Origin of the sequence: Streptomyces sp. NPDC058985, assembly GCF_042740985.1 — a bacterium.
Taxonomy (GTDB): domain Bacteria; phylum Actinomycetota; class Actinomycetes; order Streptomycetales; family Streptomycetaceae; genus Streptomyces.
In genome coordinates, this window is sequence record NZ_JBHYJX010000005.1 from 251,203 (window position 1) to 273,028 (window position 21,826).

The window sequence follows — 21,826 nt, forward strand, 5'->3', positions numbered from 1 at the left end:
TGCTCCCGCGGGCCGGCAAAGCGGAACGGCCAACGTATCGGCAGCGTATCGAAAACTGCATACGCGCCGGCAACACCAGGTTTCCTTGAATGGAGGCATGACCTCCAGCGAACCAGTGGGAATCACCGCCTTCGGATGCGGGCAGGACGAAGCGGCACAGTTCCGTGAGCTGGCGCCTCGCTTCGGGATGACGCCGACGATCACCAAGTCCGCGGTGTCGGAGGACAACGTCCACCTGGCGTCCGGAAACCGGTGCATCAGCGTCGGGCACAAGACCCGGATCACTCCGGCGACCCTTCGTGCGCTGAGCCGGGTCGGTGTGTCCTACATCTCCACAAGAAGCATCGGGTCCGACCACATCGACGTCGATTACGCGGACCGTGTCGGTATTTCCGTCGAGAACGTCTCCTATGCCCCCGATGGCGTCGCCGACTACACGGTGATGATGCTGCTGATGGCGGTGCGCCACGCCAAGTCCACCGTCCGCCGCGCGGATGTGTACGACTACCGTCTGCACGACGTACGGGGGAAGGAACTGCGCGACCTGACCGTCGGCGTAGTCGGGACGGGGCGCATCGGCACGGCCGTCGTGGAAAGGCTACGAGCCTTCGGATGCCGGATACTGGCGTACGGAAATCGCGCCGGTGCATCCGGTGCATTCAGCGACTCCGGTGCATCCCGCGTCTCCGGCGACGAGGTGTCGCTCGATGAACTGCTGAGGTCGAGCGACGTCGTCACGCTCCATGCGCCGCTCAACTCCGAGACGCACCACCTCCTCGACCGTGAGCGCATCCAGCGGATGAAACCCGGCGCGTTCGTGGTCAACACCGGGCGTGGCGCCCTCATCGACACGGTCGCGCTCGTCGAGGCGCTGGAGGACGGGCGTCTGGGCGGTGTCGCCCTCGACGTCGTCGAGGGCGAGGAAGGCGTCTTCTACGCCGACCGGCGACACACGCCCATCGACAGCAAGCCGCTGCTGCGGCTGCAGGAAATGCCGAACGCGTTCATCAGCCCGCACACCGCGTATTACACGGACCGCGCCCTGATCGACACGGTCGAGAACTCGATCACCAACTGCCTGGAATTCGAAAGCAGGAATCAGCATGCCTAAGTCCAAGCTTCGGGTCGGAATCCTCTTCGGAGGCTGCTCGGAGGAACACCCCATCTCCATCAAGTCCGCGCAGGAGGTCGTACGGAACCTCGACCCGGACACGTACGAGCCGTACTTCATCGGGATCACACACGACGGCGCCTGGAAACTCTGCGAAGGCCCCGCCGCGGACTGGGAGAGCGGCGCTCACCGGTCCGCCGTGCTGTCCCCGGACCGCGATGTGCGCGGACTGCTCGTCCTCGACGAGGGGAAGTACGAGACGGTCGGCCTGGATGTCGTGGTACCCGTGCTGCACGGCAGACTCGGGGAGGACGGCGCGATCCAGGGCCTGCTCGAGCTGTCCGGAATCCCGTACGTGGGCTGCGACGTGCAGAGTTCCGCGCTGGGCATGGACAAGTCCCTCGCCTACGTCGTCGCCGCCGGCGCCGGAATCGACACGCCGAATTTCTGGACGGTCGCGGTGGGCGAGGACCTCGACGCCGACCGGCTCACCTATCCCGTCTTCGTGAAGCCGGCCCGCTCGGGATCCTCCTTCGGGGTCAGCAAGGTGGCCCATGCGGAAGAACTGCCGGCCGCGCTGGACATCGCCCGCAGGTACGACACGAAAGTCCTGGTCGAGGAGGCGGTTGCCGGCAGCGAGGTGGGATGCGCCATCCTGGGCGCCGGAACGGACCTGACCGCGGGGGAAGTCGACCGCATCGCCCTGTCCCACGGGTTCTTCCGGATCCACCAGGAGGACGCACCCGAGACCGGCTCCGACAATTCGACACCGATCGTCCCCGCCGATATTCCGGCTGCATCCCGGGCCCGCGTCCAGGACGTGGCGAAGGCCGTCTACCGCGCCCTGGGCTGCCGCGGACTCGCCCGCGTGGACCTGTTCCTCAAGGACGACGGACAGGTCGTCCTCAACGAAGTCAACACGTTCCCCGGAATGACGTCCTACAGCCGCTATCCGAGGATGATGGCCGCCGCCGGGATTCCGCTTTCCGCAGTGATCGACCGCCTGGTGACCGGGGCGCTCGCCCGGCCCCTGCCTTCGACGGAGCAGGCCGATGCGTAGCGACTTCGTCTTCATAGACGAGTTCATGCCCGGGGTCCGCTGGGACGCCAAGTACGCCACCTGGGACAATTTCACCGGAAAACCGGTCGACGGATACCTGGCCAATCGCATCGTCGGCACCAGGGCCCTGTGCGCGGCACTGCAGAGCGCCCGAGAAGAGGCGGCCTCGCATGGATTCGGCCTGCTGCTCTGGGACGGATACCGCCCGCAACGTGCCGTGGACTCCTTCCTGCGCTGGTCCAAGCAGCCGGAGGACGGCCGCACCAAGCAGCGCCACTATCCCCATATCGGCCGGCCCGACATGTTTGAGAACGGGTACGTGGCCGCCAGGTCGGGTCACAGCCGTGGCAGTACCGTCGACCTGACGCTGTATCACCTGGATAGCGGCGACCTCGCCGACATGGGCGGCGGCCACGACCTGATGGACTCGGTCTCGCACCACGGAGCGGAAGGAGTCTCGCGGGTCGCGGCGGACAGCCGCAGGCGTCTTCGCTCCATCATGGAGACCAGCGGATTCAGCTCCTACGCCTGCGAATGGTGGCATTACACACTCACGGACGAGCCCTACCCGGACACCTACTTCGACTTTCCCGTCACACAGGTGAGTCTGGGATGAACACAGCGCGGCTCCGGTCCAACCGGAGCCGCAACCCGTCCGGACCCGACCCCCGACTCGCGATGCCGAGCGGCAAGGACGGCATCCCACCCGGGCCCCACCACGTATCGCCGGCGTATCGAGAACGGCATACGCCCCGGCAACACCCGGCCGCCTTTACTGACGTCATGACTCAGACCCAGCCATCCCTCGCCCCGCACCCCCTCTCCCTCGCCGAGATCGCCACGCTCGTCGGCGGCCGGGTCGTGGGGGATGCGACCGTCACCGTGAGCGCGCCGGCCGTCCTCGACAGCCGGCACGGCGAACCTGGCGGTCTCTTCGTCGCCATGACCGGTGAGCGCGTCGACGGCCACGACTACGCCGGCCGCACCCGTGCGACCGCCGTACTCGGCTCGCGGCCGACACCGCTGCCCACCGTCGTCGTCGACGACGTACCCACCGCACTGCAGACACTCGCCGCCCGCTTTGTGGCCCGGCTGCGCGAGCGGCTGACCGTCGTCGCGGTGACCGGCTCGCAGGGCAAGACCAGCACCAAGGACCTGCTGTCCGGGGTCCTTTCGGGCGCCGGGCCGACCGTCGCCACACACGGTTCCTACAACAACGAACTCGGCGTGCCCCTGACCATGCTGCGCGCCGACGCGCACACCCGCTTCCTCGCCCTCGAAATGGGCGCCCGCCACGTCGGCGACATCGCCCACCTCACCGGCCTGGTCGCACCCGACATCGCGGTCGTACTCAACGTCGGCCAGGCCCACATCGGGGAGTTCGGCTCCCGCGCGGCCATCGCGCGGACCAAGGGCGAACTCGTACGTGGCCTCGCACCCGGCGGTACCGCCGTCCTCAACGCCGACGACCCGCGCGTCGCCCTCATGAGCGCGCTGACCGCCGGGCCGGTCCTGACCTTCGGCCGGGCCGAACACGCCGACGTGCGTGTCCAGGACCTGACCCTCGACCGCATGGGCCGGGCGGCCTTCACGCTGCGCACCTCCGGTGTCCTGGCCCGGGTCGCGCTGCCGATCGCGGGTGCCCACCAGGCACTCAACGCGGCGGCCGCCGCCGCGGCGGGACTCGCAGCCGGCATCCCCCTGGTCACCTCGGCGGTGGCCCTCAGCACCGCCTCACTGTCCAAATGGCGCATGGAGCTGCGCACCCTCGCCTGCGGCGCGACCCTGATCAACGACGCCTACAACGCCAACCCCGACTCCACCCGAGCCGCCCTGGACACGCTCGCCGCGATCTCGGGCCGGCGCCGCATCGCCGTACTCGGCGCGATGCTCGAACTCGGCGCCGACAGCGAGGCCGAACACCGAGCGGTCGGCGAGTACGCGGCCGCACACGCCGACCTGGTGGCCGTCATCGGCGAAACCGCCCGTCCCATCGCCGACGCCGCAGGGGAGCGGGCGGTCGCCTTCCCCGACAACCAAGCGGCCGCAGCCTGGCTGCACGAGATCCTCACCGCCGGCGACGTCGTCCTCGTCAAGGCGTCGCGCGGCGCCCACCTCGACGAGGTGGCCGCCGCACTCGGGTGACCGCGCGACGCGGGTTCAGCGCCCGCGCCGCCGCATGTACAGGTCGAAGGCGCGGTGGACCAACGGGCGCAGCGGCAGATCCCACTCCCCGACGTACCGCACCGCACGCCCCCCGGTGCCCACCTTGAACCGGATCAGGCCCACATGCGGATCAGCGGCGTCGAGCGTCGGCGTGATGCCCCGCAGGTCGTACACGTCGCAGCCCGTCGCCAGTGAATCGCGGATCATCGCCCACTGGCACGCGTTGGAACCCCGCACCTCACGCTTGGCCGTCGAGGAGGCGCCGTACACGTACCAGGAGTGACCGCCGACCCGCACCAGGATCGTCGCGGCCACCAAATCGCCCTCGTGGCGCGCCAGATAGAGCGCGATCCTTTCGGGATCCTCGGCGCTCAACTCCGCGACCATCGTCTCGAAGTACGCCAGCGGGCGCGGCGTGAATCCGTCGCGTTGGGCGGTGTGGACGTACAGCTCGTGGAACGCCGCGAGGTCCGACGCATCACCGACCGTGACCTCGACCCCCGCCTTGGCAGCCTTCTTGATGTTGCGGCGCCACTGCTGGTTCATGGTCTTCAGGACATCGTCCTCGGACCTGCCCGCCAGCGGCACCTCGTACGTGAACTGCGGCTGCCCGGCCCCGAACCCGTCCTCAGGGCTCTGCGGCAGCCAGCCGGCCGCCCGCAGCCGTCGGCTCACCCGGGCACCGACCGGATCGACATGCCCATCAGGGAGCTCGGTCAGCCGCCGCGCCCCCGGATCGGCCACACCGTCCTTGACCTGCGCCGCATCCCAGGTGTGCGTCCGCACCGGCGGGCACAGCCGGATCGCGAACGCGCCGCCGGCCCTGAGATGTGCCGCCAGTGGATCGAGCCACGCATCGATGTCCCCGGACCAGTCGATGTCAGGACCCCACGGCAGATACGCCAGCGTGTACCGCGACAGTCCCGGCACCGGCCGGTGCAGGACCAGCCCCGCCCCCACCAGCCGCCGTCCGCCGTCGAACCATCCGAGCGACTCACTGCGCCACTCCGTCTTCACCCGCCCCCACGCGGGGGTCTGCACAAAGTTCACCGACCGCTGCGCCCGCACGAAAGCCAGGTGCTCGGCGCCGCTGATCGGCTCGACGCTCAGCGTCGCGGGGAGGGACATGGGTGCTGGTTCGCGAGAGGGCATGACACCATCCGAGTCCGCCCTGTGTTGCCGACGCGTATCCGTTTTTCGATACACCGGCGATATGCGCCGCCGAGGCCGCCCCAGACGATGCTGCTCACCGTACCGGCGCCACAGCCGCCCGCCCTGACCTCGCGCTTTCATGAAGCGGGCTGTCCGACAGGCGGTCAGGTGAGGGACAAGTGCTGCCGGCCAGTGGCAATGAGGATTGCTGAGGTTCTTGTTCCCGTGTCCGTGTCCAGGGTGACGGCCGGGCCGTGGTCTCGCAGGCCGGGCCGGTCCTGCGGGCCGAGCGGTCCGCAGGAGCGGTCTGGACCAGGCGGTATCGCAGGTGCCGGCTCCGTGGCGCAAACCGCGGGCCGTCCACGATGCGGGCAAGGCCCTGCTGGACGTCGCCCTGACGGCCGCGGCGGGCGGGAACTGCCTCGCGACGCGGCATGCTGCGGTGGTGCGAAGGCTCTGCAGGCCCCTCCGGCCTCCGATCCGCACGGTCCCACGTCCGTCCATACGTCTGGTCTTTAACCGGCAACAACGCCCCGGACACCGCCGGACAGGTCACGGTCGGCCTCGGCGGCGTCCTGGTGACCGCGCACTCCGGCCACCAGGACGCCGCCGCGACCCGGAAGAAGACCTTCGGCCATCACCTGCCGACGGCCTTCGTCGACCACGGCCCGGCGGAGCCGGAGAACCGGTCGCCGCCCTCCCGTGGGCCGGGGAACGCGGGCTCGGACCCGGCCGCCGATCACCTCACCCCCGCCCGCCCCGCCCTCGCCCGGAGTAGTACCGGCCCCGGGTGGCAGACGCTGATCCGCACCGACTCCGCCTGCGGCACCCACGGCGTCGTGTCCTGGCTCCTCACGCGAGGACGACGGCTGTCCTGCTAGGCCGGCCTGACGGTCACCGAGGCCGGCCACCGCCCCGTCCTCCAGATCCCGCCGGCAGCCTGGTCCCCGGCCACCGCAGAGGACGCCGAGATCCGGAACAGCGCTTGGGCCGCCGGACTCTCCGACGACCTGCGCCTGGCGGCACTGTTGCTGGTCTGGCGGATGCCTCTGCATCCCGCCGGCAGCCTGGTCCCCGGCCACCGCAGAGGACGCCGAGATCCGGAACAGCGATTGGACCGCCGGACTCTCCGGCGACCTGCGCCTGGCGGCACTGTTGCTGGTCTGGCGGATGCCTCTGCCCGCAGTCCACGGTGCAGGGACGCCAGCCGGCGGATGGCGGCCCGCCTGCCGTCCGCGCCCAAGCCCGGCCGCCGCTCGCTGTGGGGGTGATGGCGGTGTTCGCCCCGGCGCTCACCGGTACGGGCTTCGTCCTCAGTCTGGGCCCGCGCGCTGCAAGATGACCTCCGAGCGGCCGCGGTCATGTGCCTGGCGACTGCACGCCGACGTACGCCGCGGTCCTCGCCCGCTCACCCCTCCTCTCACTTCGCAAGGAGTCGCCATGCGTCCCGTCTCCAGCGGCCGCCACCACACCACCTTCGAGTTCGGAGACCTCACCGTCACGTCGCTGCGCGACGGCTACGTCGACATGCCCCCGACCGGGCTGCGTGACGAACACGGCCACCCCCTCGACACGGTGCCCTAGGACGTCCCTCTCATCGACGGCCGGCTACGCCTGTCCGTCAATGCCTTCCTGATCAGTGACGGCACCCAGAGCGTCCTCATCGACACCGGCGCATCCAACGCCTGGCACGACACGATGGGATCGCTGTACGCGGCCCTGGACGAGGCCGGCGTGGAACGTTCATCCATCACCGACGTCGCGATCACTCACCGGCACGAGGACCACGTCAACGGCCTCATCGCCCCCGACGGAACGGAAGCCTTTCCCGCGCTGGAGCGCGTATGGATCGGCGTCGACGACGCGTCCGTCTTCACCGGGCGCCTGGCACCCGTCAGCGACCGCGTGGTCCCGATCATCGGCAAAACGCAGGTCAACGACCGCGTCGCCGCCCTGCCCACCCCCGGCCACACCGGAGGCCGCACCGTCTATGAGGCCACCAGCAGCACCGGAACACTCCTGGTCTGCGGCGACACCGTGCACGTGCCGTCCCTGCAGTTCACCCGGCCCGAGGTGTCCTGGGAACTCGACGGCCATCAGCCCCAGGCCCGCGCCGCACGCAAGGAGCTGATGGCACACCTGGCCGCCGGTCCCGACCGCTTCGTCGCCGGGGCGCACCTGGACTCACCGGGCGTGGGCCGGGTCGGCCGCAGCGGCGACGGCTTCACCCTGGACTACCTCACGCCGCCGAGCTCCTAGACAAAAATCGCCTGCCGGCCCGCGCCGCGGCCCTGCTGCGGCGCGGGCCGGGCCGGCGCGGTCAGGCGGTGTCGAGGGTCTTCATGATGACGAAGCTGTTGACGGTGGCCACGCCGGGCAGCGCCGCAAGCTGGTTGGCGTGGAACTCCTCGTAGGCGGACAGGTCGGCCACCTCGACCTGGATCAGGTAGTCGAAGTTGCCGGTGATGTGATGACAGGCGACGACCCCCGGCACCGCCATCACTCCTTGCTCGAAGGCGACGACCTCCGCGCGGGTGTGCCGCGCCAGGCGGACCCCGGCGAACACGCGCAGCCCGCGGCCGACCGCGGCGGGGTCGATGACGGCCCGGTACCCGCGGATCACCCCGGACTCCTCCAGATTGCGCACCCGCCGCAGGCACGGCGAGGGCGACAGCCCGACCTGAGCGGCGAGCTCGCTGTTACTGATCCGCCCGTTGCGCTCAAGCACGGCCAGGATCGCCCGATCCACTTCATCCATGAGTAGCAGAATATTGCGCAGAGAGACGCTAGTGCACAACTCTGCACCGGGTCCTGGCCGCAATATCTGCCAAAATTGCGCACAGGCGAGGACGGCGTCGTTACAGAAGATCACACTGGAGGGGAGGCATTCCGTCGCATTCCGGAAGGGGCAGTGAAGCCGGGCAAGAGCACGGTGACCGTGCACGCCGACCGCCACGTTCATCCCGATCGCTCGGTGGCGCGCGCCATCCACCAGAGCGCGGCGTTCTCCGCCGAGGACGCCGAAACGTTCGCGCAGCGCGCGGTGGAGCCGCGCGGCACGGACTTCTACACCCGCTTCGGCAACCCCAACCACGCCCAGGCCGCCGTCGTCGTCGCCGAACTCGAAGGCACCGAGGCGGCCATGGTCACCGCCTCCGGGATGGCGGCGCTCACCACCGCCGTCCTCGCCCTGGTCTCCGCCGGCGACCACGTCATCGGCCAGCAGTCCACCTACGGCGGCACCGCATCGGTCCTGCTCAACCTGACGCCGCGCCTGGGCGTCACCACGACCCTGGTCGACCAGCGTGACCCCGACGCCTACGCGAACGCACTCACGCCGAAGACCCGCCTGATCCTGGTGGAGAGCCCGAGCAACCCGCTGCTGCAGATCACCGACCTGCGGGCCGTCGCCGGCCTGGCCCGCGCCCGCGGCGTGATCACCCTGGCGGACAACACCTTCGCCACCCCGCTCAACCAGCGCCCCGCAGAGTTCGGCATCGACCTGGTCATGCACAGCGCGACGAAGTACCTCAACGGGCACACCGACGTCTCCGCCGGCGCCCTCGCCGGACCGGCCGAACTCCTCGACCGTGTCTGGGACACCGGACTTCTCACCGGCGCCACCCTCGGCCCCATCGACGCCTGGCTACTGCTGCGGGGCATACGCACCCTGCCGCTGCGCATGCCCCGCCACAACGACAACGGCCTCGCGCTCGCCGCGGCCCTGGACGAGCACCCGGCCGTGCACCGCGTGCACTACCCCGGCCTGGACAGCCACCCCCAGCACAAGCTCGCCGCCGACCAGATGAGCGGCTTCGGAGGCGTGCTCAGCGTCGAGTTCACCGGCGGCTACGACATGGCCGACGCCTTCCTCGGCCATCTGCGCTACGCCCGCCGCTCGGCCAGCCTCGGCGGCGTGGAATCCCTCGCCGTCCACCCGGCCTCGATGTGGCGCGGCATGCTCAACGACCAGCAGCTCACCGACGCCGTCCCGCCCGGCCTCGTCCGTCTGGCCGCCGGTACCGAGGACACCGACGACCTCGTCGCCGACGCCCTCACTGCAGCCGACCAGGCATCCACCCCACCAGCCCTCTGACACCAGGGCCAGCCCTTGCCGCCCCGCCCGAACACGGCAGCAGCTCGGCCACCGGCCCCGCACCACCGCAAGCAAAGGAGTTCCCCTCATGAAGACGCTGCTCTCCGGCGGCATCGTCGTCAGCATGGACCCGGCCGTAGACGACCTGGACCGCGGCGACGTCCTCATCGAAAACGGCAAGATCACCAAGGTCGCCGAACGTATCGACGCCCCCGACGCCGAAGTGATCAACGCATCCGACCGGATCGTCATGCCCGGCTTCATCGACAACCACCGCCACAACTGGCAGACCGCGTTCCGCGGCATCGGAGCCGACTGGACCTTCGCCCAGTGGGCCAACGCCATGCACGAGACGGTCAAGCCCCACTACACACCCGAGGACGTCCACGCGGCCACATTCCTGGGCCGCCTCGAAGCCCTCCACTCGGGCATCACCACGATGCTCGACTGGTACCACGTAGCCCAGGGCCCGAGCACGAAGACGCCGCCATCACCGCACTCCAGGAAGCCCCCGCACGGTCGGTGTTCTGCCTCGGCGCCGGATGGGCCACACCCGTCTCCGTCGAAGCCGACATCCGCCGCGTCCGCAACACCCTGGACGACGACGGCCCGCTCACCATGGCCTGGGGCCTGCGCGGAGCCGACGACACCGGCATCGACACCCTCGCCCAAGAACTCAAGACCGCCGACGAACTCGGCCTGCGCACCAGCCTCCACACCGGCGGCGACCACCGGCCGGTCGCCTCCATGCACGAGGCCGGACTGCTGCGCGACACCACCACCTTCGTACACGGCAACGGCATCGGAGACGACGAACTGCGCATGCTCGCCGACGCGGGCAGCGACCTGTCCGTCAGCCCCGACGTAGAATTGAAGATGGGCTTTGGCGCCCCCCCCTCACCGGCCGCGCGCTGGCCGCCGGCCTGCGCCCCGCCCTGTCCATCGACGTCGTCCCCTCCGTCGGCGGCGACATGTTCTCCACCATGCGCACCGCCTTCTCCGCCCAGCGGGGCCTCGACGGGGGACTGCGCGCCCGCGACCTGGTGCACTTCGCCACCATCGACGCCGCCCGCTCCTGCGGCCTCGAGGCGCGCACCGGCAGCATCACCCCCGGCAAGGACGCGGACATCATTCTCCTGCGCACCGATGACGTGACCGTCTTCCCCGTCACCGACCCCATCGGCACCATTGTCACCGCTGGTCACCCCGGCATCGTCGACACCGTCCTCGTCGTCGGACGCATCGTCAAGCGCGACGGCGCCCTGGTCGACATCGACCTGACGCCGCTGCAGAGCCGACTGCTCGCCTCTCGCGACCGCATTGCAGCCGCCGCCGGTGTGGCCCTCGACGGCACGTGGCACCCGAAGGCGTAGCTGAAACACCCGAAGACGGTGGGTCGACCGCTGGCGACGTCCCCCTGCCACAGCGGGAGGGACTGCTCCCGGCCCCGGCTTGCCGACGCGACGAGGCCGACGACCTCGGCACATCAAGGAGTTCCGGGATCCGGGCTGGCCATGTCCTGGACCATGACAGGCACTGCGTCCCAGCTGTCCAGGCCCTGGGCATCACGGTAGGCCGCCGCGCACTGGGCCAGATCGCCCAGACGCTCGAAGTACGTCACATCGAGCGGCGGTCCGTCGCGGTCGCCGAAAGAGAACACCGAATCGAATCGGGGCGGCAGGTGGTGAGGAAGTCAGGCAGGGCCGGACGGCAAGGAGAGCGTCGCTGTCCGGGTCGGCGAGGCCCGCATCAGGTGCACGTATTTACCGTCCTGCTCGACCCGGGCGGAAACGGTCAGGGCGCACCCCGCAGGGTAGACGCAACCGAAGTGGTGCTCGGTGGGGGTACCCAGCACCGGCAGTTGAGCGGACACGGAAGCGGTCTGGACGCGTACCTGGGTGGGGCGGCCCATGACGAAGCCGGTCAGCGCATACGGATGGGGCTCAGATGGGTCAGGCCCTCCATGGCCCTGCCGCTCAGCGCGAGTTTGCGCATCCTTGGGACACGTCGCGCCGGTGCACCGAAAGTGGCCAGGTAGAGCGCCTCCCGCTCAGCGGGCGTTCCTTGCTCGAACCACGCATACAGGTCCAGGGAGGTGATGTGGGTCGCCTGGCTGTCGGCATTGCGGTGGATCTGGATCTGGACTGGTCCGGTGATTGGTTCGGCGATCTTCCAGGCGGCGTCGGCACGCACCCGCTAAAGGTAGTCGGGGGCGCTGACCTGCCCGAATGCCCCCTCATCTCCGCCACTGGCCTCGTCTTTTTCTTGGGGGGTGAAGTGCGTGGCCTTCTTGGCGGACGTCAGAAAATGGCACAGCTCGACGGTGGTGACGCGCGGGGCGGCCGGATCGTCGACGTTGTGCCGCAGGTTCTGCCCGGTGTCGGAGATGGCAGCCGGTAGGCGGCGGGGTTGAAGTCCACACCGGATGCCCTACTGCAAGGGCGACGGTCGGCTGGGAGACCTTCCTGGGCCTCGCCTACGGGTTAAGACGTCATCTCATTTGGTTCGGCAGGCTGTCGGTCGGCGGTCTCGATCGTTGAGCGGCTGGTGCCGGATGAGTTGTGGGAACTGTTCCAGCGGGTGGCCCCAAAGGCTCCGTCGAGGCCGCAGGGTGGTGGCCGGCGGCGGCACGGTGACCGGGAGGGGCTGGCGGCGATCGTGTTCGTGGCCACGTCGGGCTGCCCGTGGCAACAGTTGCCGGCTGCGTCGTTCGGCCCGTCGGGGGTGACCGCGCATCGGCGCTTCCGCCGAGTGGACGAAGGCCAGGTTGTGGGCCAAGCTCCACCGCTTGGTCCTCGACGAGCTCGGCGCCCGCGGCGAGCTGGACTGGTCCCGCTGCGCGATCGACTCGGTGAACATGCGGGCCCTGAAACAGGGGAACTGACAGGCCCGAATCCTGCAGACCGGGGCAAGTACAGCCCGAAGATCCACCTGATCACCGAACGGACCGGTCTGCCCGTGTCCGCCGCAATCCCGGGAGCGAACCTCCACGACAGCCAGGCGCTGATCCCGCTGGTGAAGGGCATACCGCCGATCCGCTCCAGGCGCGGACGCCGACGCCGCAGACCGGCAAAGCTCCACGCCAACAAGGGATACGACTACGACCACCTGCGGCGATGGTCAAAAGAGCGCGGCATCAGGCACCGCATCGCCCGCAAGGGCGTCGAGTCCTCGACCCGTCTGGGCCGCCACCGCTGGACCGCAGAGCGCACGATGCCCAGGCTCACCGGATGCCGCCGACCACACCGCCGCTACGAGCGCAAAGCCGAGCACTTCCTGGCCTTCACCAGCATCGCCTGCACCCTCACCTGCTACCACAGACTCACCAAATGAGGTGACTTCTAAAAGCGAAGGAACCTGACCGCGCGCCAGCTCGCACTGCTGTCAACGGGGTCCAAGTCAGCGGCGGACCCGGTTCATCGACCGCCTCGGGACCATGCTCGCGACCTGTTCTACTGGGGCGGTGTCCTCCCGGGATGCAGCACAGAATCTTACGAGGCTCATGTGGCGTGTGCGGCTGGCGGGGCCGCCTGTTGGCTCGAAGCCTATGAAACCCTCTTCTCACGGGCTCGTGTAGCCCGTAACGTTGAAGGGCCACACCTCATCAGTTGGCAGGCCGGGGCCATTTGGTTGCCCGGCTCCCGCTGGGGGGACCGCCGGGACCTCCCGGTGGCCCTGGCCCAACAAGATGAGGTGAGGTGGGCAAATGGTGGCAACGGAAAGAGCCACACCCCGCAAGGGGTGGGCACGTGTAGCGGCTGAACGTCTAGGGATCGCAATCGCAGCGCGCGCGCTGTGGTCTCTGGCCGAAAGGTTGCTCCACCATTAGGGGCCGTTAGGCTCCAGGCCGCCCCCGGTGGTTCCCCAGTGCACCGGGGGCTGGCCGCCCCCCGTAGAGCCGATCTCAGGGGCCCTGCCGTTCACGCGTCCCGTTCTAGGCATGCTGGGTTCCGTTCTCATGCCCGCGGCCTCGCGTAGCGACGTGTGAGCATCCGTCCGTCCCGTGTGGTCAGCCCCGGTGCGTAGAGGACGCGTACGCCCATCGCGCGCAGCTCGCTGACGCTGCGCTCGAATTGGCGGTGCTGCACATACGCGGCGTTGACGCACCGCATGGTCACGGTGGGGATGTTCTTGCCGACGCCCTCGGCGACGACGCCTACCACGAAGGTGTGGGTCAAGGCCGAGGGCCCACGAGTTCACCGTGTTGAAGGTGGCCGGGGCGAGAGCAATATCGTCGGCGTTCGGCTACACGTCCGGCGTGCCGGGCATCTTGTACTCGCTGCGGACCGGGTGGCCAGTGAGCCGCTCCAGCTCGGTCAGTTGCGGTGCGAGCCAGCGAGTGGACTGTCGGTGTGAGCCCGAGGCACACGTCGAAGCCGCGAAGCTGCGCGTCCGTGATGACGCCGGTGACGTCGGCGACGGGCGGGGCGGCAGAACCGAACAGGTACAGGACGGGTGTGGTCATGCAGTCCATCGGATCACACAACCGCCCCCGCTCACGGATCCGGTCAACCCACCCCGCAAGCAACTCACCGCACTTGCCCACGAACTGAACAACCCCCGCTGCACCGCCGCCCGCATCACCTCCTTCCTGCGCACATGGAAGCCCTGACGCTCCAACTTGGGTGCGGGCAACTCAGTGCCAATGCCGAGCCGGAGGAGGGGACTCGTTGCCGAACCGACGCGTGCCGCAGCCGTCGCCTAACCCCGTGCCCACATCCCTCTCGGTACGGCGAACCCACGTGCCCGAATGTTTTTCATGCCGTGACGTGCTCACCGCCCGAGTCGCGGACGACTGCACCGCGCCTGCCGCACTGCGGGCACGGCACCACGGATGATCCCGCCTGCGGTGGTAAACCGGCACCAGTTCGCGTCATCTGTGCTCGGAGAGAGCCGTTGCGCGCTTGCATGAGATGGTCCCGAGGTCCAGGCCATGTCCTGGCGTGGCCAGCCGCGGCGAGGTTCGCGGCCGCGATGGCGAGGTCGGCGGGCGGGCCGGGCCGCCCGGAGCCGTGGCAGGCGACGGTCAGCGCGCCGTCGGTAGTCGGAGCCGCTGTTGATGATAGTGGCACGCACCGTGTCAGGGGGTGTCCTGGCGATCTTCGAGGTCAGTACGCTTGCCGTGAGACCAGGACCTGACGCCCCAGGTCGGCGAACAACGGGGGAAGGCCGGTAATGCTAGTCGAATACGACGCATCAGCGAATATGGCGTACATCTACCTTGTCGACGGCATCGCCCCAGGAGAGGCCGTCCGGCAGGTACCTGCCGAGGACGATACCGCGATACTCGACTACGACTCACACGGGCGACTTCTGGGCATCGAGCTGTTCAGCGCCAGACGCCGGTTGCACCCGAAGCTGCTGGCCGGCGCCGAGAGGATCGATCGTGAGTCGCGTCCGCCGTGCGCGTGAATAGTTGAGACAGCTATGGGGAATGGGGGCGATCTGACGGATGCCCAGTGGGAGCGGCTTGAGCCGCTTCTGCCGGTCAGCAACGGTCGTTGTGGCAGGTGGCGGGGCCATCGGCAGGTGGTGAACGGGATCTCGTGCTGGATTCGGACGGCGTGCAGTGGCAAGATCTGCCGGATCGGTACGGGCCGTGGAAGACGCTTCATGAGCGGCATCGCCGCTGGTCGGCGGACGGAACGTGGGAGCTGCTTCTCTAGCGGGTCCAGGCCGAGGTAGACGCGGCAGGTGACATCGACTGGGACATCTCGGTTGACTCGACCTCCGTGCGCGCGCACCATCATGCTGCCGGGGCCCGGCAGGCTCCACCGCCCGTTCCCAAAAAGGGCTCCGCTGCGGCGCGCAAAACCCCTCAGATCCGGATCCGGGCGGAACTGGTCGACCAGCTGGCGGAGGTGGTGCGGGAGGTGAGGCGCTCGGCCGCTCGCGTGGCGGCTTCACCACCAAGCTTCATCTAAGCGCGGACGGCCATTGCCGCGTGCTATCCCTGCTCATCACGCCTGGTCAGCGCGCCGACTGCACTCAGTTCGAGTAGATCATGAACAAAATCCGCGTGCCCCGACTGACCGTCGGCCGGCCTCGCACCAAGCTGGACAGTGTCAGCGTGGACAAGGGCTACAGCGACCGCCGGACCCGCCACTACCTACGCAGACGCGGGATCCGGTACGTCATCCCGGAGAAAGCCGACCAGGCAGCCAACCGTGTCCGATGCGGCAAAGCCGCCCGGGGGAGCGTCGTGGCTGTCCGGCCGTTCGACCAGGAGCGTCTGGAGGGGGGCGGGACGCCGTCCCATCGGTTGCGGCCGCCGCCCGCCTCCTGGGCAGCGGCCACGGACTGCTTGCCCGCAGGCCGGATGGTCAGGACCGCGAACCGTGAGGTCATCGCGCCTTTGCTGCCCTGGCGTCAGGTCACCTCGGTGAACCGGGCCGCGTCGGACGCGGCCGGGAGGGTGGAGATGGCTCGTGGTGGGGTGCGATAGCGGGGCAGCGTGGGCGGACCGAGCCCGCCGTATGCCGGATGGTGCGGCTCGACGCCCTCGGGGTGGGCGACCTCCTTCCCGGTCAGCGCGACGACGTAGGACTGTCCTCGTTCCTCGAGGCCGATCCGGAACGGTGTGCTGGCGCCGTAGCCGGCATCGGCGACCACGACCGGCGCGTTCAGCTGCCAGTTGGCGAGCGTGTCGAGAAGGCCGAGCGTGGCCGCCTCGGTGAGCCGTTCGGCGATCCGCTTCCTGACCGGCAGCGGATCCTACGGCGACTGGTTCACGAACTGCTTGCAGGGCCTGCATGTTCCCGTCCGGCAGACGCTCGGCCATCGGCTGGACCGACTTCCGCGGGCCCTCGAGCATCAGGCGGCCCCGTAGGTAACACCCGCCCCACCGCCGCTGATCCCGCCGCGGCAGCGACCCGAACACATCGGCAACGAACTCCGCCAACTCACCCCGGAGCCGCTCCACTTCCCTCAGCTTCACCCCGAAAGGCTGCCCACCACCAGCCGAGATCACTCAACGTGACCAAGTATACTAGGGTCTCGCTCATCGCGACCTCACCGAGAGGGACCACTTCCGTGCTGGCGGGAGCAGACCCCTACCGTGAAGCCACTGAAGATCTACCATCTTGAAGGCACTGGTCACGGGGCTGGCTGAGTCGTTGATCGTCTCCTCGTGCTGGTTACGGACGGTTGACGGAACTCAAGATCGTCCGCCGTCTCGGCACTACGAATCCAGGGGGGTTCCCCCGGCGTGACCGATCTGTCTTGCGTGTGAGAACTTCCTGACAGCCCGAGGAGCGGCCATGACGTCGGCTGCTACGCCTGAGTGGTAGTCGAAGCGATGGCAGGTGTGGGGAAACGGGCGTCTCCGCCCGCACAGCCCAACAGAATGGAGCACACACATGCAGGACTTGGCCCGAGGCGCCGCCTTGGCCTACGACGCGTCCGTGGTCCTCCGGATCGGGAGCGCGGTTTTCGTTGTGTGTGCGGACGAGCGTCTCCAGTCCCTGTACTACCGCGTGGACGGGGGAGTCCGGTCCGTGTGGCGCCATCTGCGCGGTTCCGAGATCCAACCCAGGCTCCTCCAAGAGGCTGAGGAGGCGAACGGCAAGTTGTGGGAACAGGCGTCTGCACTCCCTCTCTCCGAGGAGTTCCTTGCCGGTTACCGAGACCTTGCCGCTGCCACCCTCGGGCATCTGGATCGGGACGAGGCCATGTCCCGCGACGAGATCTCCGCGCGTGCAATCGAAACGGTCGGCTTCCTCGAAGCCGGGCTGGACACTGCCGCGGGCGCCGTGGTCTTCGAACGGTCGTGCCAGGCGGCCGCTGAGTCACTCCTCGAGGGCTGGGCTGAGGACCCACTCTCCACGATGAGACGGCTACGCCGCGAGACCGATGTGTGGGCCCTTGCATACCAGCGGTTCGTGAGGCCGGAACTGGGGCGCCATCACGGCTGACGATCAGTGAGGTTCAATGAAGATCCACTATCTTGATGTCTGGTCACGGGGCTGGTGTGAGTCGTTGATCGTTTCCTCGTGCTGGCCGGGGATGGTTGCCCGAGCTCAAGATCGTTGCCGTTTCGGCGATCACCGATGCGGGTATTCCCCGGTGTGCGCGAGTCCGCTGTCCGTACGATCCGGACGGGAGGTGCGTCAGGTGGCCCAAGAGGCGGCCAGGGCATAACGGACGCGGCAGCCGGCCATGGCCGCCGCCGTCCCGAGCCCGATCAGCAGGTGGGACTTGCCGGTGCCGGAGTCCCCGATCAGGCAGAGCGGCTCACCCTTCTTGACCCAGTCGCAGGTGGCGAGGTTGTTGACCACAGCCGGGACGACGTTGGGGTTGGCGCTGTAGTCGAAGTCGGAGTGCCACTTCTGGCGGGGGAAGCCGGCTGCCCGGATCCGTCGCTCGGAGTGTCGTCGGTCCCGGTCCTCGCATTCGGCCATCAGCAGCTCGGCCAGGAACCCTCGGTAGGAGAGCCGTTCGCGTTCTGCGCGGGCGACGAGGTCTGGGAACTGGGCTCGCATGGTGGGCAACCGCAGGACCCGGCAGGCGGTGTCGATCGCCGCATCGGAGGCGGTCTCGGTCAGGTTGTGGTGCAGGCCGGTCATGGCGCGTCCTTCCTGGAGCGGTTCAGCAGCTGGTCCCAGCGGTCAAGAGCGGGCAGGGGACGCTGGTCGGTGGGGAGGCGGACGGCCCGGCGGGCGTTCAAGCTGACCACCTCACTGGGCTCCGGCCCGGGCAGGGCAGGAGCCGGCCCGGTGACCGTCGCGGTGGGGGAACGGCCATCGCTGTGAGCGGCCTTGCGGGCTTCGAGGGCGACGATGTCGGCGGTGTGGGCACCGACCGCGAGGGCAGATCGGATGCCGGCGATCACATCGCGGTGTTCGAGGTGGCGGTGCAGCAGGAGCACGTGGACCAGCTGCTTGGTGCCGTCGGTGTCGCCCTCGGCCTTCTTCGCCGCAGCCCAGAACGCTTCGTGGGCGGCGGTGAACGTGCCCTCGCGGCGGGCCTGGTCCAGGGCCTCCGAGCCGGCCATCGCCCCGGGCTTGGCCAGCAGGACTTCGAGGAAGTGGTCCAGGACGACCCGCTCGGCGCCCTTCGCCGTCAGGCGGGGGTGGCGGGCGATCTCGGTGCGGCCGTGGAAGACGATCAGGTCACTGGAGCGGAGCACGACGCGGACAGTGCGGCCGATGAACCGGGCCGGAACCGAGTAGCGGCAGACCCTCACCGCGATCATCCGTAGCGGTCCACCCGCGGGGTGAACACGATGCCGGTCTCGAAGGAGTTCTGCGGCAGCGGCATCAGCAGCACGGACTCGCGGGCGAAGTCCTGGCCGATCGTGCGGATCCGCATCCCGATCCGCCGGCCTTCCTCCGCCCGCTCGAACTCGGCGAACGACGCGTTCAGCTCATCCAGAGAGCCCACCCGGGGAACGGGCGTGAGGTAGTTGCGGCGGAAGTAGCCGACCTGACCTTCCACCCCGCCCTTCTCATGGGCGCCGCGAAGTCCGGGCTCGCGTAAGAGGGGGTGAGCCCGAAGTGCTGGCGGAACTTCGTCCACCTGGGGTGTTCGTCCCGTGATCGGCTCTTGTGAATCACTCGGGGGACCGCCGGGGAGAGGTTGTCGTAGCGGATCTGCCCGCCCGGGACGCCGCCCAGCGTGCGAAAGGCGTGAACGTGGCCGTCCAAGAACGCCTCCTGGCCGCAGGAGGTGGTTATGCGGTGCACCGCCTTGCCCGAGTAGGCCAGACGCAGGGCGAAGACGAAGCACTTCGTTCTCTCGTCCGCCAGGTCCACCCATGCCTCGCCGAAGTCGACCTCGGCGTCCATGCCCGGCTGGTTGTGGCGGATCACGAACCCCGCCGTTGGCGCCGCACCCGCAGCCTCGGCGATCTCCCGACGCCGGCGGGAGACGTAGTCCCAGACCGTGGTGTAGGCGATCTCCGCCCCGCACTCCTGCCGCAGCCGGTTCAAGATCCGCTGGACTGTGTGCCGCTGCTTCGGCGGCGCCTCCAGGCCCCCGGCAGCCACTCGTCGATCGTCTTCTTGAACGGCTCCAACCTGGGAGAGGGCCGCACCGGCTTCTTCCGCGGCCTGGGCACTGGCGACGCCAAAGCCTCGCGTACGAGCCGACGGTGCACGCCGTATTTGCGGGCCAGCGCCCGCATCGACAGCCCCTCCTGCCATGAGTCACGGCGGATCCGCAGGAACAGCTCTTCCCTCGACAACTCCATCCGGCATCGCCCCCACACGGTGGCCCACCACGACCGTCCCACCACCCGCCACCCGGTGGGGCCAGATCAGACCGGAACAACCCCCGAACGCTCCCGTACGCCCCCAGGGTGGGGCCAACTCAAGCCGGAAAATGGAGCCGAATCAGAGCGTCAATGCCAGGGCGGGGACGGGAAAACCGACACCGGAAACGGTGCACGGCGTCTCGCCCCCGACCCAACAGGGAACTCGACCGACGCGGCGCCGAACTCCTATTCCAGGTTTTGACCGAGCGGGAGGAGAAGAACAGCGTGGCGATCTCGTCGAACGAGTCCTTCTCTGGCTGGACAAAGAAGTTCACCGACCCCCGACTCTGCGCGGCCATCGTCGACCGCCTCACCTTCGGCGGCAACATCATCGAGACCGGCACCGGCTCCTACCGGCTGGCAACCACCCGCGCACGCGCTGAACAGCAAGTCAGCTGAACCGTCCCCGAGAACTTGATCTCTGCCGCGAACGAGTTCTAGGGTCGGCCCACCCAACGTCTTCCCACTGGAAGTGTTCATGCCTCGCCGGTCACCGGGCGAGATCAGGACGCAGCTCCCGCAACGCCGAACGCAACATCGGCGGGCACCCGTGATCCGCGGATTGTCCGCCTCGGCGAACAGGCAGATCGCCGACTTCGAACGAGGCCACGGCCTCCCCGCAGGCGAAGTCGCGCACTCGTTCCGCCGCTGGAACATGTCTGTCCGCCGGTCACGCGCAGACCGCGAGCCGTTCTACGAACGCGATGACACAGACCGCCGCAACGGCAAGTATCACGTCCGCACGCTGCTGGAGCTCACCCTCCATGCTCTGAGCTCCAAGGCACGACGCGAGCTGAGCGCAGTGATCGGTCCCGCAGACGAACGCGTGCTTCACCGCACGCTCAACAACCCCTTCGCACCCCAAGAAGTCCCCTGGTGGATGCGTCGAATAGGTGTCTGAACCTCCAGCCGTTCCTAGTTCTGGCCGACATCTCCAGGCATCTCAGGCCAGAAGCGTTGCCAGCACTGGCCGACATCCGTTCTTCGTTTTCACCTACGCAGCCAGCCCGGCCGTCCGGAACAGCCTGGCCCGGACCGGTGCGGGCTGCGGGACGGTGAGCAGCGGGCGCAGCGTCGTGAAGTCGGTGACTAGGTCGGCCAGGACGCGGGTGGGTGCCTGTCCGTGGTAGCCGTATCCGTAGCTTTCGGCTGCGGCATCGAGGTCGGCCAGGTCCTGGGGAGTGTCGGGGGAGAGGGTCTGGTCGACGTCGGTCCGGGCGGCGGTGAGTGCGGCGAGGGCCGGGGCGGTGAGGCCGGCGGCGTGCGCCGCGCAGCAGGTTGCGGCGCTTCATTGGATCGTCTCCATGGTCGGGCTCCGTGCTGTGAACGGCGGTGTCCTCCTAGGGTTGCGCAGCAAGCCCCAGGAGGGCACCGGGAATGCGCCGCCGCCCGGGGCCGCAACGCCATCCCCTCGGACGGCGGCGGCACCCCCTGGCTCTTCCCCGGGGGATACGCCGGCCAGCACCTCACCGACTACCACCTCGGCGTCCGGCTGTCGCGGATTGGCATCCACTCCCGTTCCGGCCGGTCCTCGGTCCTCGGCCCTCAGCACGCTCGCCGCTCAGCTGCCCGCCACGGTCCTCACAGACCTGCTGGGGATCAGCATCGAGACCGCCACCGCCTGGACCCAATCCGGAGGCCACCGGGCTCGATACGCGGCGGAACTCCCCAGCCGCCCGCACCCCAGAGCCTGATCCCTTAACGGCCGGCCACGTCCCACCAGCGCCGACGCACCGACCCACCTGTTTCGCTGAGTCGCACAGCGGGCGCCGGTGAAACTCGCAGCGCTTGACGGTCCGGCGGTCCTATCGTTTCGGACATGGATGCAGAGCAGTTGAAAGGTTCGTCCCACAGGTGGATGAATGCCGCACTGGCAGCCTTTGTCGAGGGCCCCTGTCGGCGTACACGTGAACGTGCATGGCCGCGTACGGATGAACGTGCAGAGTTCCCGATGTGCTGAGGTTCGGGATTCGGCACTCTGCTGCCTGT

At 68.8% G+C, this 21,826-nt stretch carries 16 protein-coding genes and 9 pseudogenes; 16 read left to right on the plus strand and 9 right to left on the minus strand.

Translation table 11 applies throughout. The annotated features are described in order from the left end of the window. Positions 1-97 precede the first annotated feature (97 nt). From ACFW01_RS06765 to murF, 4 genes are all read left to right on the plus strand, one after another. Positions 98-1,111, plus strand: coding sequence for a D-isomer specific 2-hydroxyacid dehydrogenase family protein (locus ACFW01_RS06765; RefSeq protein ID WP_384502558.1), 1,014 nt, complete (start codon positions 98-100; stop codon positions 1,109-1,111). Then, on the plus strand, positions 1,104-2,171 hold the full coding sequence (gene vanA / locus ACFW01_RS06770) for a D-alanine--(R)-lactate ligase (RefSeq protein ID WP_384502559.1): 1,068 nt from the start codon (positions 1,104-1,106) through the stop codon (positions 2,169-2,171). Before ACFW01_RS06765 ends, vanA begins: the two co-directional genes overlap by 8 nt. Then, complete coding sequence (gene vanX / locus ACFW01_RS06775) at positions 2,164-2,787, plus strand: D-Ala-D-Ala dipeptidase VanX (RefSeq protein WP_384502560.1); 624 nt, start codon at positions 2,164-2,166, stop codon at positions 2,785-2,787. The genes vanA and vanX overlap by 8 nt, the downstream gene beginning before the upstream one ends. Before the next feature lie 167 nt (positions 2,788-2,954). Then, positions 2,955-4,316, plus strand: coding sequence for a UDP-N-acetylmuramoyl-tripeptide--D-alanyl-D-alanine ligase (murF, locus tag ACFW01_RS06780; RefSeq protein WP_384502561.1), 1,362 nt, complete (start codon positions 2,955-2,957; stop codon positions 4,314-4,316). A gap of 15 nt (positions 4,317-4,331) precedes the next feature. Here the strand turns inward: murF and ACFW01_RS06785 are convergent, their stop codons facing one another. Further along, on the minus strand, positions 4,332-5,489 hold the full coding sequence (locus ACFW01_RS06785) for a lipid II:glycine glycyltransferase FemX (RefSeq protein ID WP_384502576.1): 1,158 nt from the start codon (positions 5,487-5,489) through the stop codon (positions 4,332-4,334). 254 nt (positions 5,490-5,743) lie between these two features. Here ACFW01_RS06785 and ACFW01_RS06790 point away from each other — a divergent pair. From ACFW01_RS06790 to ACFW01_RS06800, 3 genes and pseudogenes are all read left to right on the plus strand, one after another. Beyond that, positions 5,744-6,502: pseudogene (locus tag ACFW01_RS06790) on the plus strand (IS1380 family transposase); the annotation flags it as partial. 427 nt (positions 6,503-6,929) lie between these two features. After that, positions 6,930-7,073, plus strand: coding sequence for a hypothetical protein (locus ACFW01_RS06795; RefSeq protein WP_384502562.1), 144 nt, complete (start codon positions 6,930-6,932; stop codon positions 7,071-7,073). A 30-nt stretch (positions 7,074-7,103) separates the two neighbouring features. After that, on the plus strand, positions 7,104-7,748 hold the full coding sequence (locus tag ACFW01_RS06800) for an MBL fold metallo-hydrolase (RefSeq protein WP_384502577.1): 645 nt from the start codon (positions 7,104-7,106) through the stop codon (positions 7,746-7,748). Between the two features lie 61 nt (positions 7,749-7,809). Here the strand turns inward: ACFW01_RS06800 and ACFW01_RS06805 are convergent, their stop codons facing one another. Next, a complete protein-coding gene (locus tag ACFW01_RS06805; RefSeq protein ID WP_384502563.1) occupies positions 7,810-8,247 on the minus strand; it encodes an Lrp/AsnC family transcriptional regulator in 438 nt (145 codons plus the stop codon). 153 nt (positions 8,248-8,400) lie between these two features. Here ACFW01_RS06805 and ACFW01_RS06810 point away from each other — a divergent pair, with 153 nt between their 5' ends. From ACFW01_RS06810 to ACFW01_RS06820, 3 genes and pseudogenes are all read left to right on the plus strand, one after another. Then, a complete protein-coding gene (locus ACFW01_RS06810) occupies positions 8,401-9,585 on the plus strand; it encodes a trans-sulfuration enzyme family protein (RefSeq protein WP_384502564.1) in 1,185 nt (394 codons plus the stop codon). A gap of 250 nt (positions 9,586-9,835) precedes the next feature. After that, positions 9,836-9,979, plus strand: a pseudogene (locus ACFW01_RS06815) (hydrolase); the annotation flags it as partial. Between the two features lie 148 nt (positions 9,980-10,127). Further along, positions 10,128-10,958: an amidohydrolase family protein gene (locus ACFW01_RS06820; RefSeq protein ID WP_384502565.1), complete on the plus strand. Its 831-nt coding sequence runs from the start codon at positions 10,128-10,130 to the stop codon at positions 10,956-10,958. Positions 10,959-11,508: 550 nt separating this feature from the next. Here ACFW01_RS06820 and ACFW01_RS06825 read toward each other — a convergent pair. Next, positions 11,509-11,778 carry a hypothetical protein gene (locus tag ACFW01_RS06825; RefSeq protein ID WP_384502566.1) on the minus strand — a complete coding sequence of 90 codons (270 nt, stop codon included), beginning with the start codon at positions 11,776-11,778 and terminating at the stop codon, positions 11,509-11,511. 123 nt (positions 11,779-11,901) lie between these two features. After that, a pseudogene (locus ACFW01_RS06830) lies at positions 11,902-12,061 on the minus strand (DUF4394 domain-containing protein); the annotation flags it as partial. A 71-nt stretch (positions 12,062-12,132) separates the two neighbouring features. Here ACFW01_RS06830 and ACFW01_RS06835 point away from each other — a divergent pair. After that, entirely contained in the window at positions 12,133-12,918 is a 786-nt protein-coding gene (locus ACFW01_RS06835; RefSeq protein ID WP_384502567.1) for an IS5 family transposase, read from the plus strand. Between the two features lie 623 nt (positions 12,919-13,541). Here ACFW01_RS06835 and ACFW01_RS06840 read toward each other — a convergent pair. Next, a pseudogene (locus ACFW01_RS06840) lies at positions 13,542-14,050 on the minus strand (flavoprotein). A 710-nt stretch (positions 14,051-14,760) separates the two neighbouring features. Between ACFW01_RS06840 and ACFW01_RS06845 the strand changes: the two are divergent. Next, positions 14,761-14,997, plus strand: a complete 237-nt coding sequence (locus ACFW01_RS06845) for a DUF2283 domain-containing protein (protein WP_384502568.1) — start codon at positions 14,761-14,763, stop codon at positions 14,995-14,997. A gap of 15 nt (positions 14,998-15,012) precedes the next feature. Continuing rightward, positions 15,013-15,769 (plus strand): annotated as a pseudogene (locus ACFW01_RS06850) (IS5 family transposase); the annotation flags it as partial. Between the two features lie 185 nt (positions 15,770-15,954). On the opposite strand, the gene ACFW01_RS06855 reads toward ACFW01_RS06850, so the two are convergent. Continuing rightward, entirely contained in the window at positions 15,955-16,197 is a 243-nt protein-coding gene (locus tag ACFW01_RS06855; protein ID WP_384502569.1) for a transposase, read from the minus strand. A gap of 49 nt (positions 16,198-16,246) precedes the next feature. On the opposite strand from ACFW01_RS06855, the gene ACFW01_RS06860 reads away from it, so the two are divergent. Beyond that, positions 16,247-16,414 (plus strand): hypothetical protein, encoded by a 168-nt coding sequence (locus ACFW01_RS06860; RefSeq protein WP_384502570.1) that lies wholly within the window; start codon positions 16,247-16,249, stop codon positions 16,412-16,414. Here ACFW01_RS06860 and ACFW01_RS06865 read toward each other — a convergent pair. After that, positions 16,382-16,555, minus strand: a pseudogene (locus ACFW01_RS06865) (IS701 family transposase); the annotation flags it as partial. The gene ACFW01_RS06860 and the pseudogene ACFW01_RS06865 overlap by 33 nt on opposite strands. Before the next feature lie 388 nt (positions 16,556-16,943). On the opposite strand from ACFW01_RS06865, the gene ACFW01_RS06870 reads away from it, so the two are divergent. Beyond that, entirely contained in the window at positions 16,944-17,498 is a 555-nt protein-coding gene (locus ACFW01_RS06870) for a hypothetical protein (RefSeq protein ID WP_384502571.1), read from the plus strand. 213 nt (positions 17,499-17,711) lie between these two features. On the opposite strand, the pseudogene ACFW01_RS06875 reads toward ACFW01_RS06870, so the two are convergent. Next, positions 17,712-18,149, minus strand: a pseudogene (locus tag ACFW01_RS06875) (ATP-binding protein); the annotation flags it as partial. After that, positions 18,146-19,774, minus strand: a pseudogene (gene istA, locus ACFW01_RS06880) (IS21 family transposase). The pseudogenes ACFW01_RS06875 and istA, both read right to left, overlap by 4 nt. A 222-nt stretch (positions 19,775-19,996) precedes the next feature. Between istA and ACFW01_RS06885 the strand changes: the two are divergent. Then, positions 19,997-20,236: pseudogene (locus ACFW01_RS06885) on the plus strand (ATP-binding protein); the annotation flags it as partial. Positions 20,237-21,826: the final 1,590 nt, after the last annotated feature.

What these genes read in the sequence shown, in the direction of transcription:
- ACFW01_RS06785 (WP_384502576.1), bottom strand. Translation starts at nt 5,489, where the DNA reads ATGCCCTCTCGCGAACCAGCACCCATGTCCCTCCCCGCGACGCTGAGC.
- murF (WP_384502561.1), top strand. Translation starts at nt 2,955, where the DNA reads ATGACTCAGACCCAGCCATCCCTCGCCCCGCACCCCCTCTCCCTCGCC.
- vanA (WP_384502559.1), top strand. Translation starts at nt 1,104, where the DNA reads ATGCCTAAGTCCAAGCTTCGGGTCGGAATCCTCTTCGGAGGCTGCTCG.
- ACFW01_RS06805 (WP_384502563.1), bottom strand. Translation starts at nt 8,247, where the DNA reads ATGGATGAAGTGGATCGGGCGATCCTGGCCGTGCTTGAGCGCAACGGG.
- ACFW01_RS06845 (WP_384502568.1), top strand. Translation starts at nt 14,761, where the DNA reads ATGCTAGTCGAATACGACGCATCAGCGAATATGGCGTACATCTACCTT.
- ACFW01_RS06765 (WP_384502558.1), top strand. Translation starts at nt 98, where the DNA reads ATGACCTCCAGCGAACCAGTGGGAATCACCGCCTTCGGATGCGGGCAG.
- vanX (WP_384502560.1), top strand. Translation starts at nt 2,164, where the DNA reads ATGCGTAGCGACTTCGTCTTCATAGACGAGTTCATGCCCGGGGTCCGC.
- ACFW01_RS06820 (WP_384502565.1), top strand. Translation starts at nt 10,128, where the DNA reads ATGGGCCACACCCGTCTCCGTCGAAGCCGACATCCGCCGCGTCCGCAA.
- ACFW01_RS06870 (WP_384502571.1), top strand. Translation starts at nt 16,944, where the DNA reads ATGCAGGACTTGGCCCGAGGCGCCGCCTTGGCCTACGACGCGTCCGTG.
- ACFW01_RS06795 (WP_384502562.1), top strand. Translation starts at nt 6,930, where the DNA reads ATGCGTCCCGTCTCCAGCGGCCGCCACCACACCACCTTCGAGTTCGGA.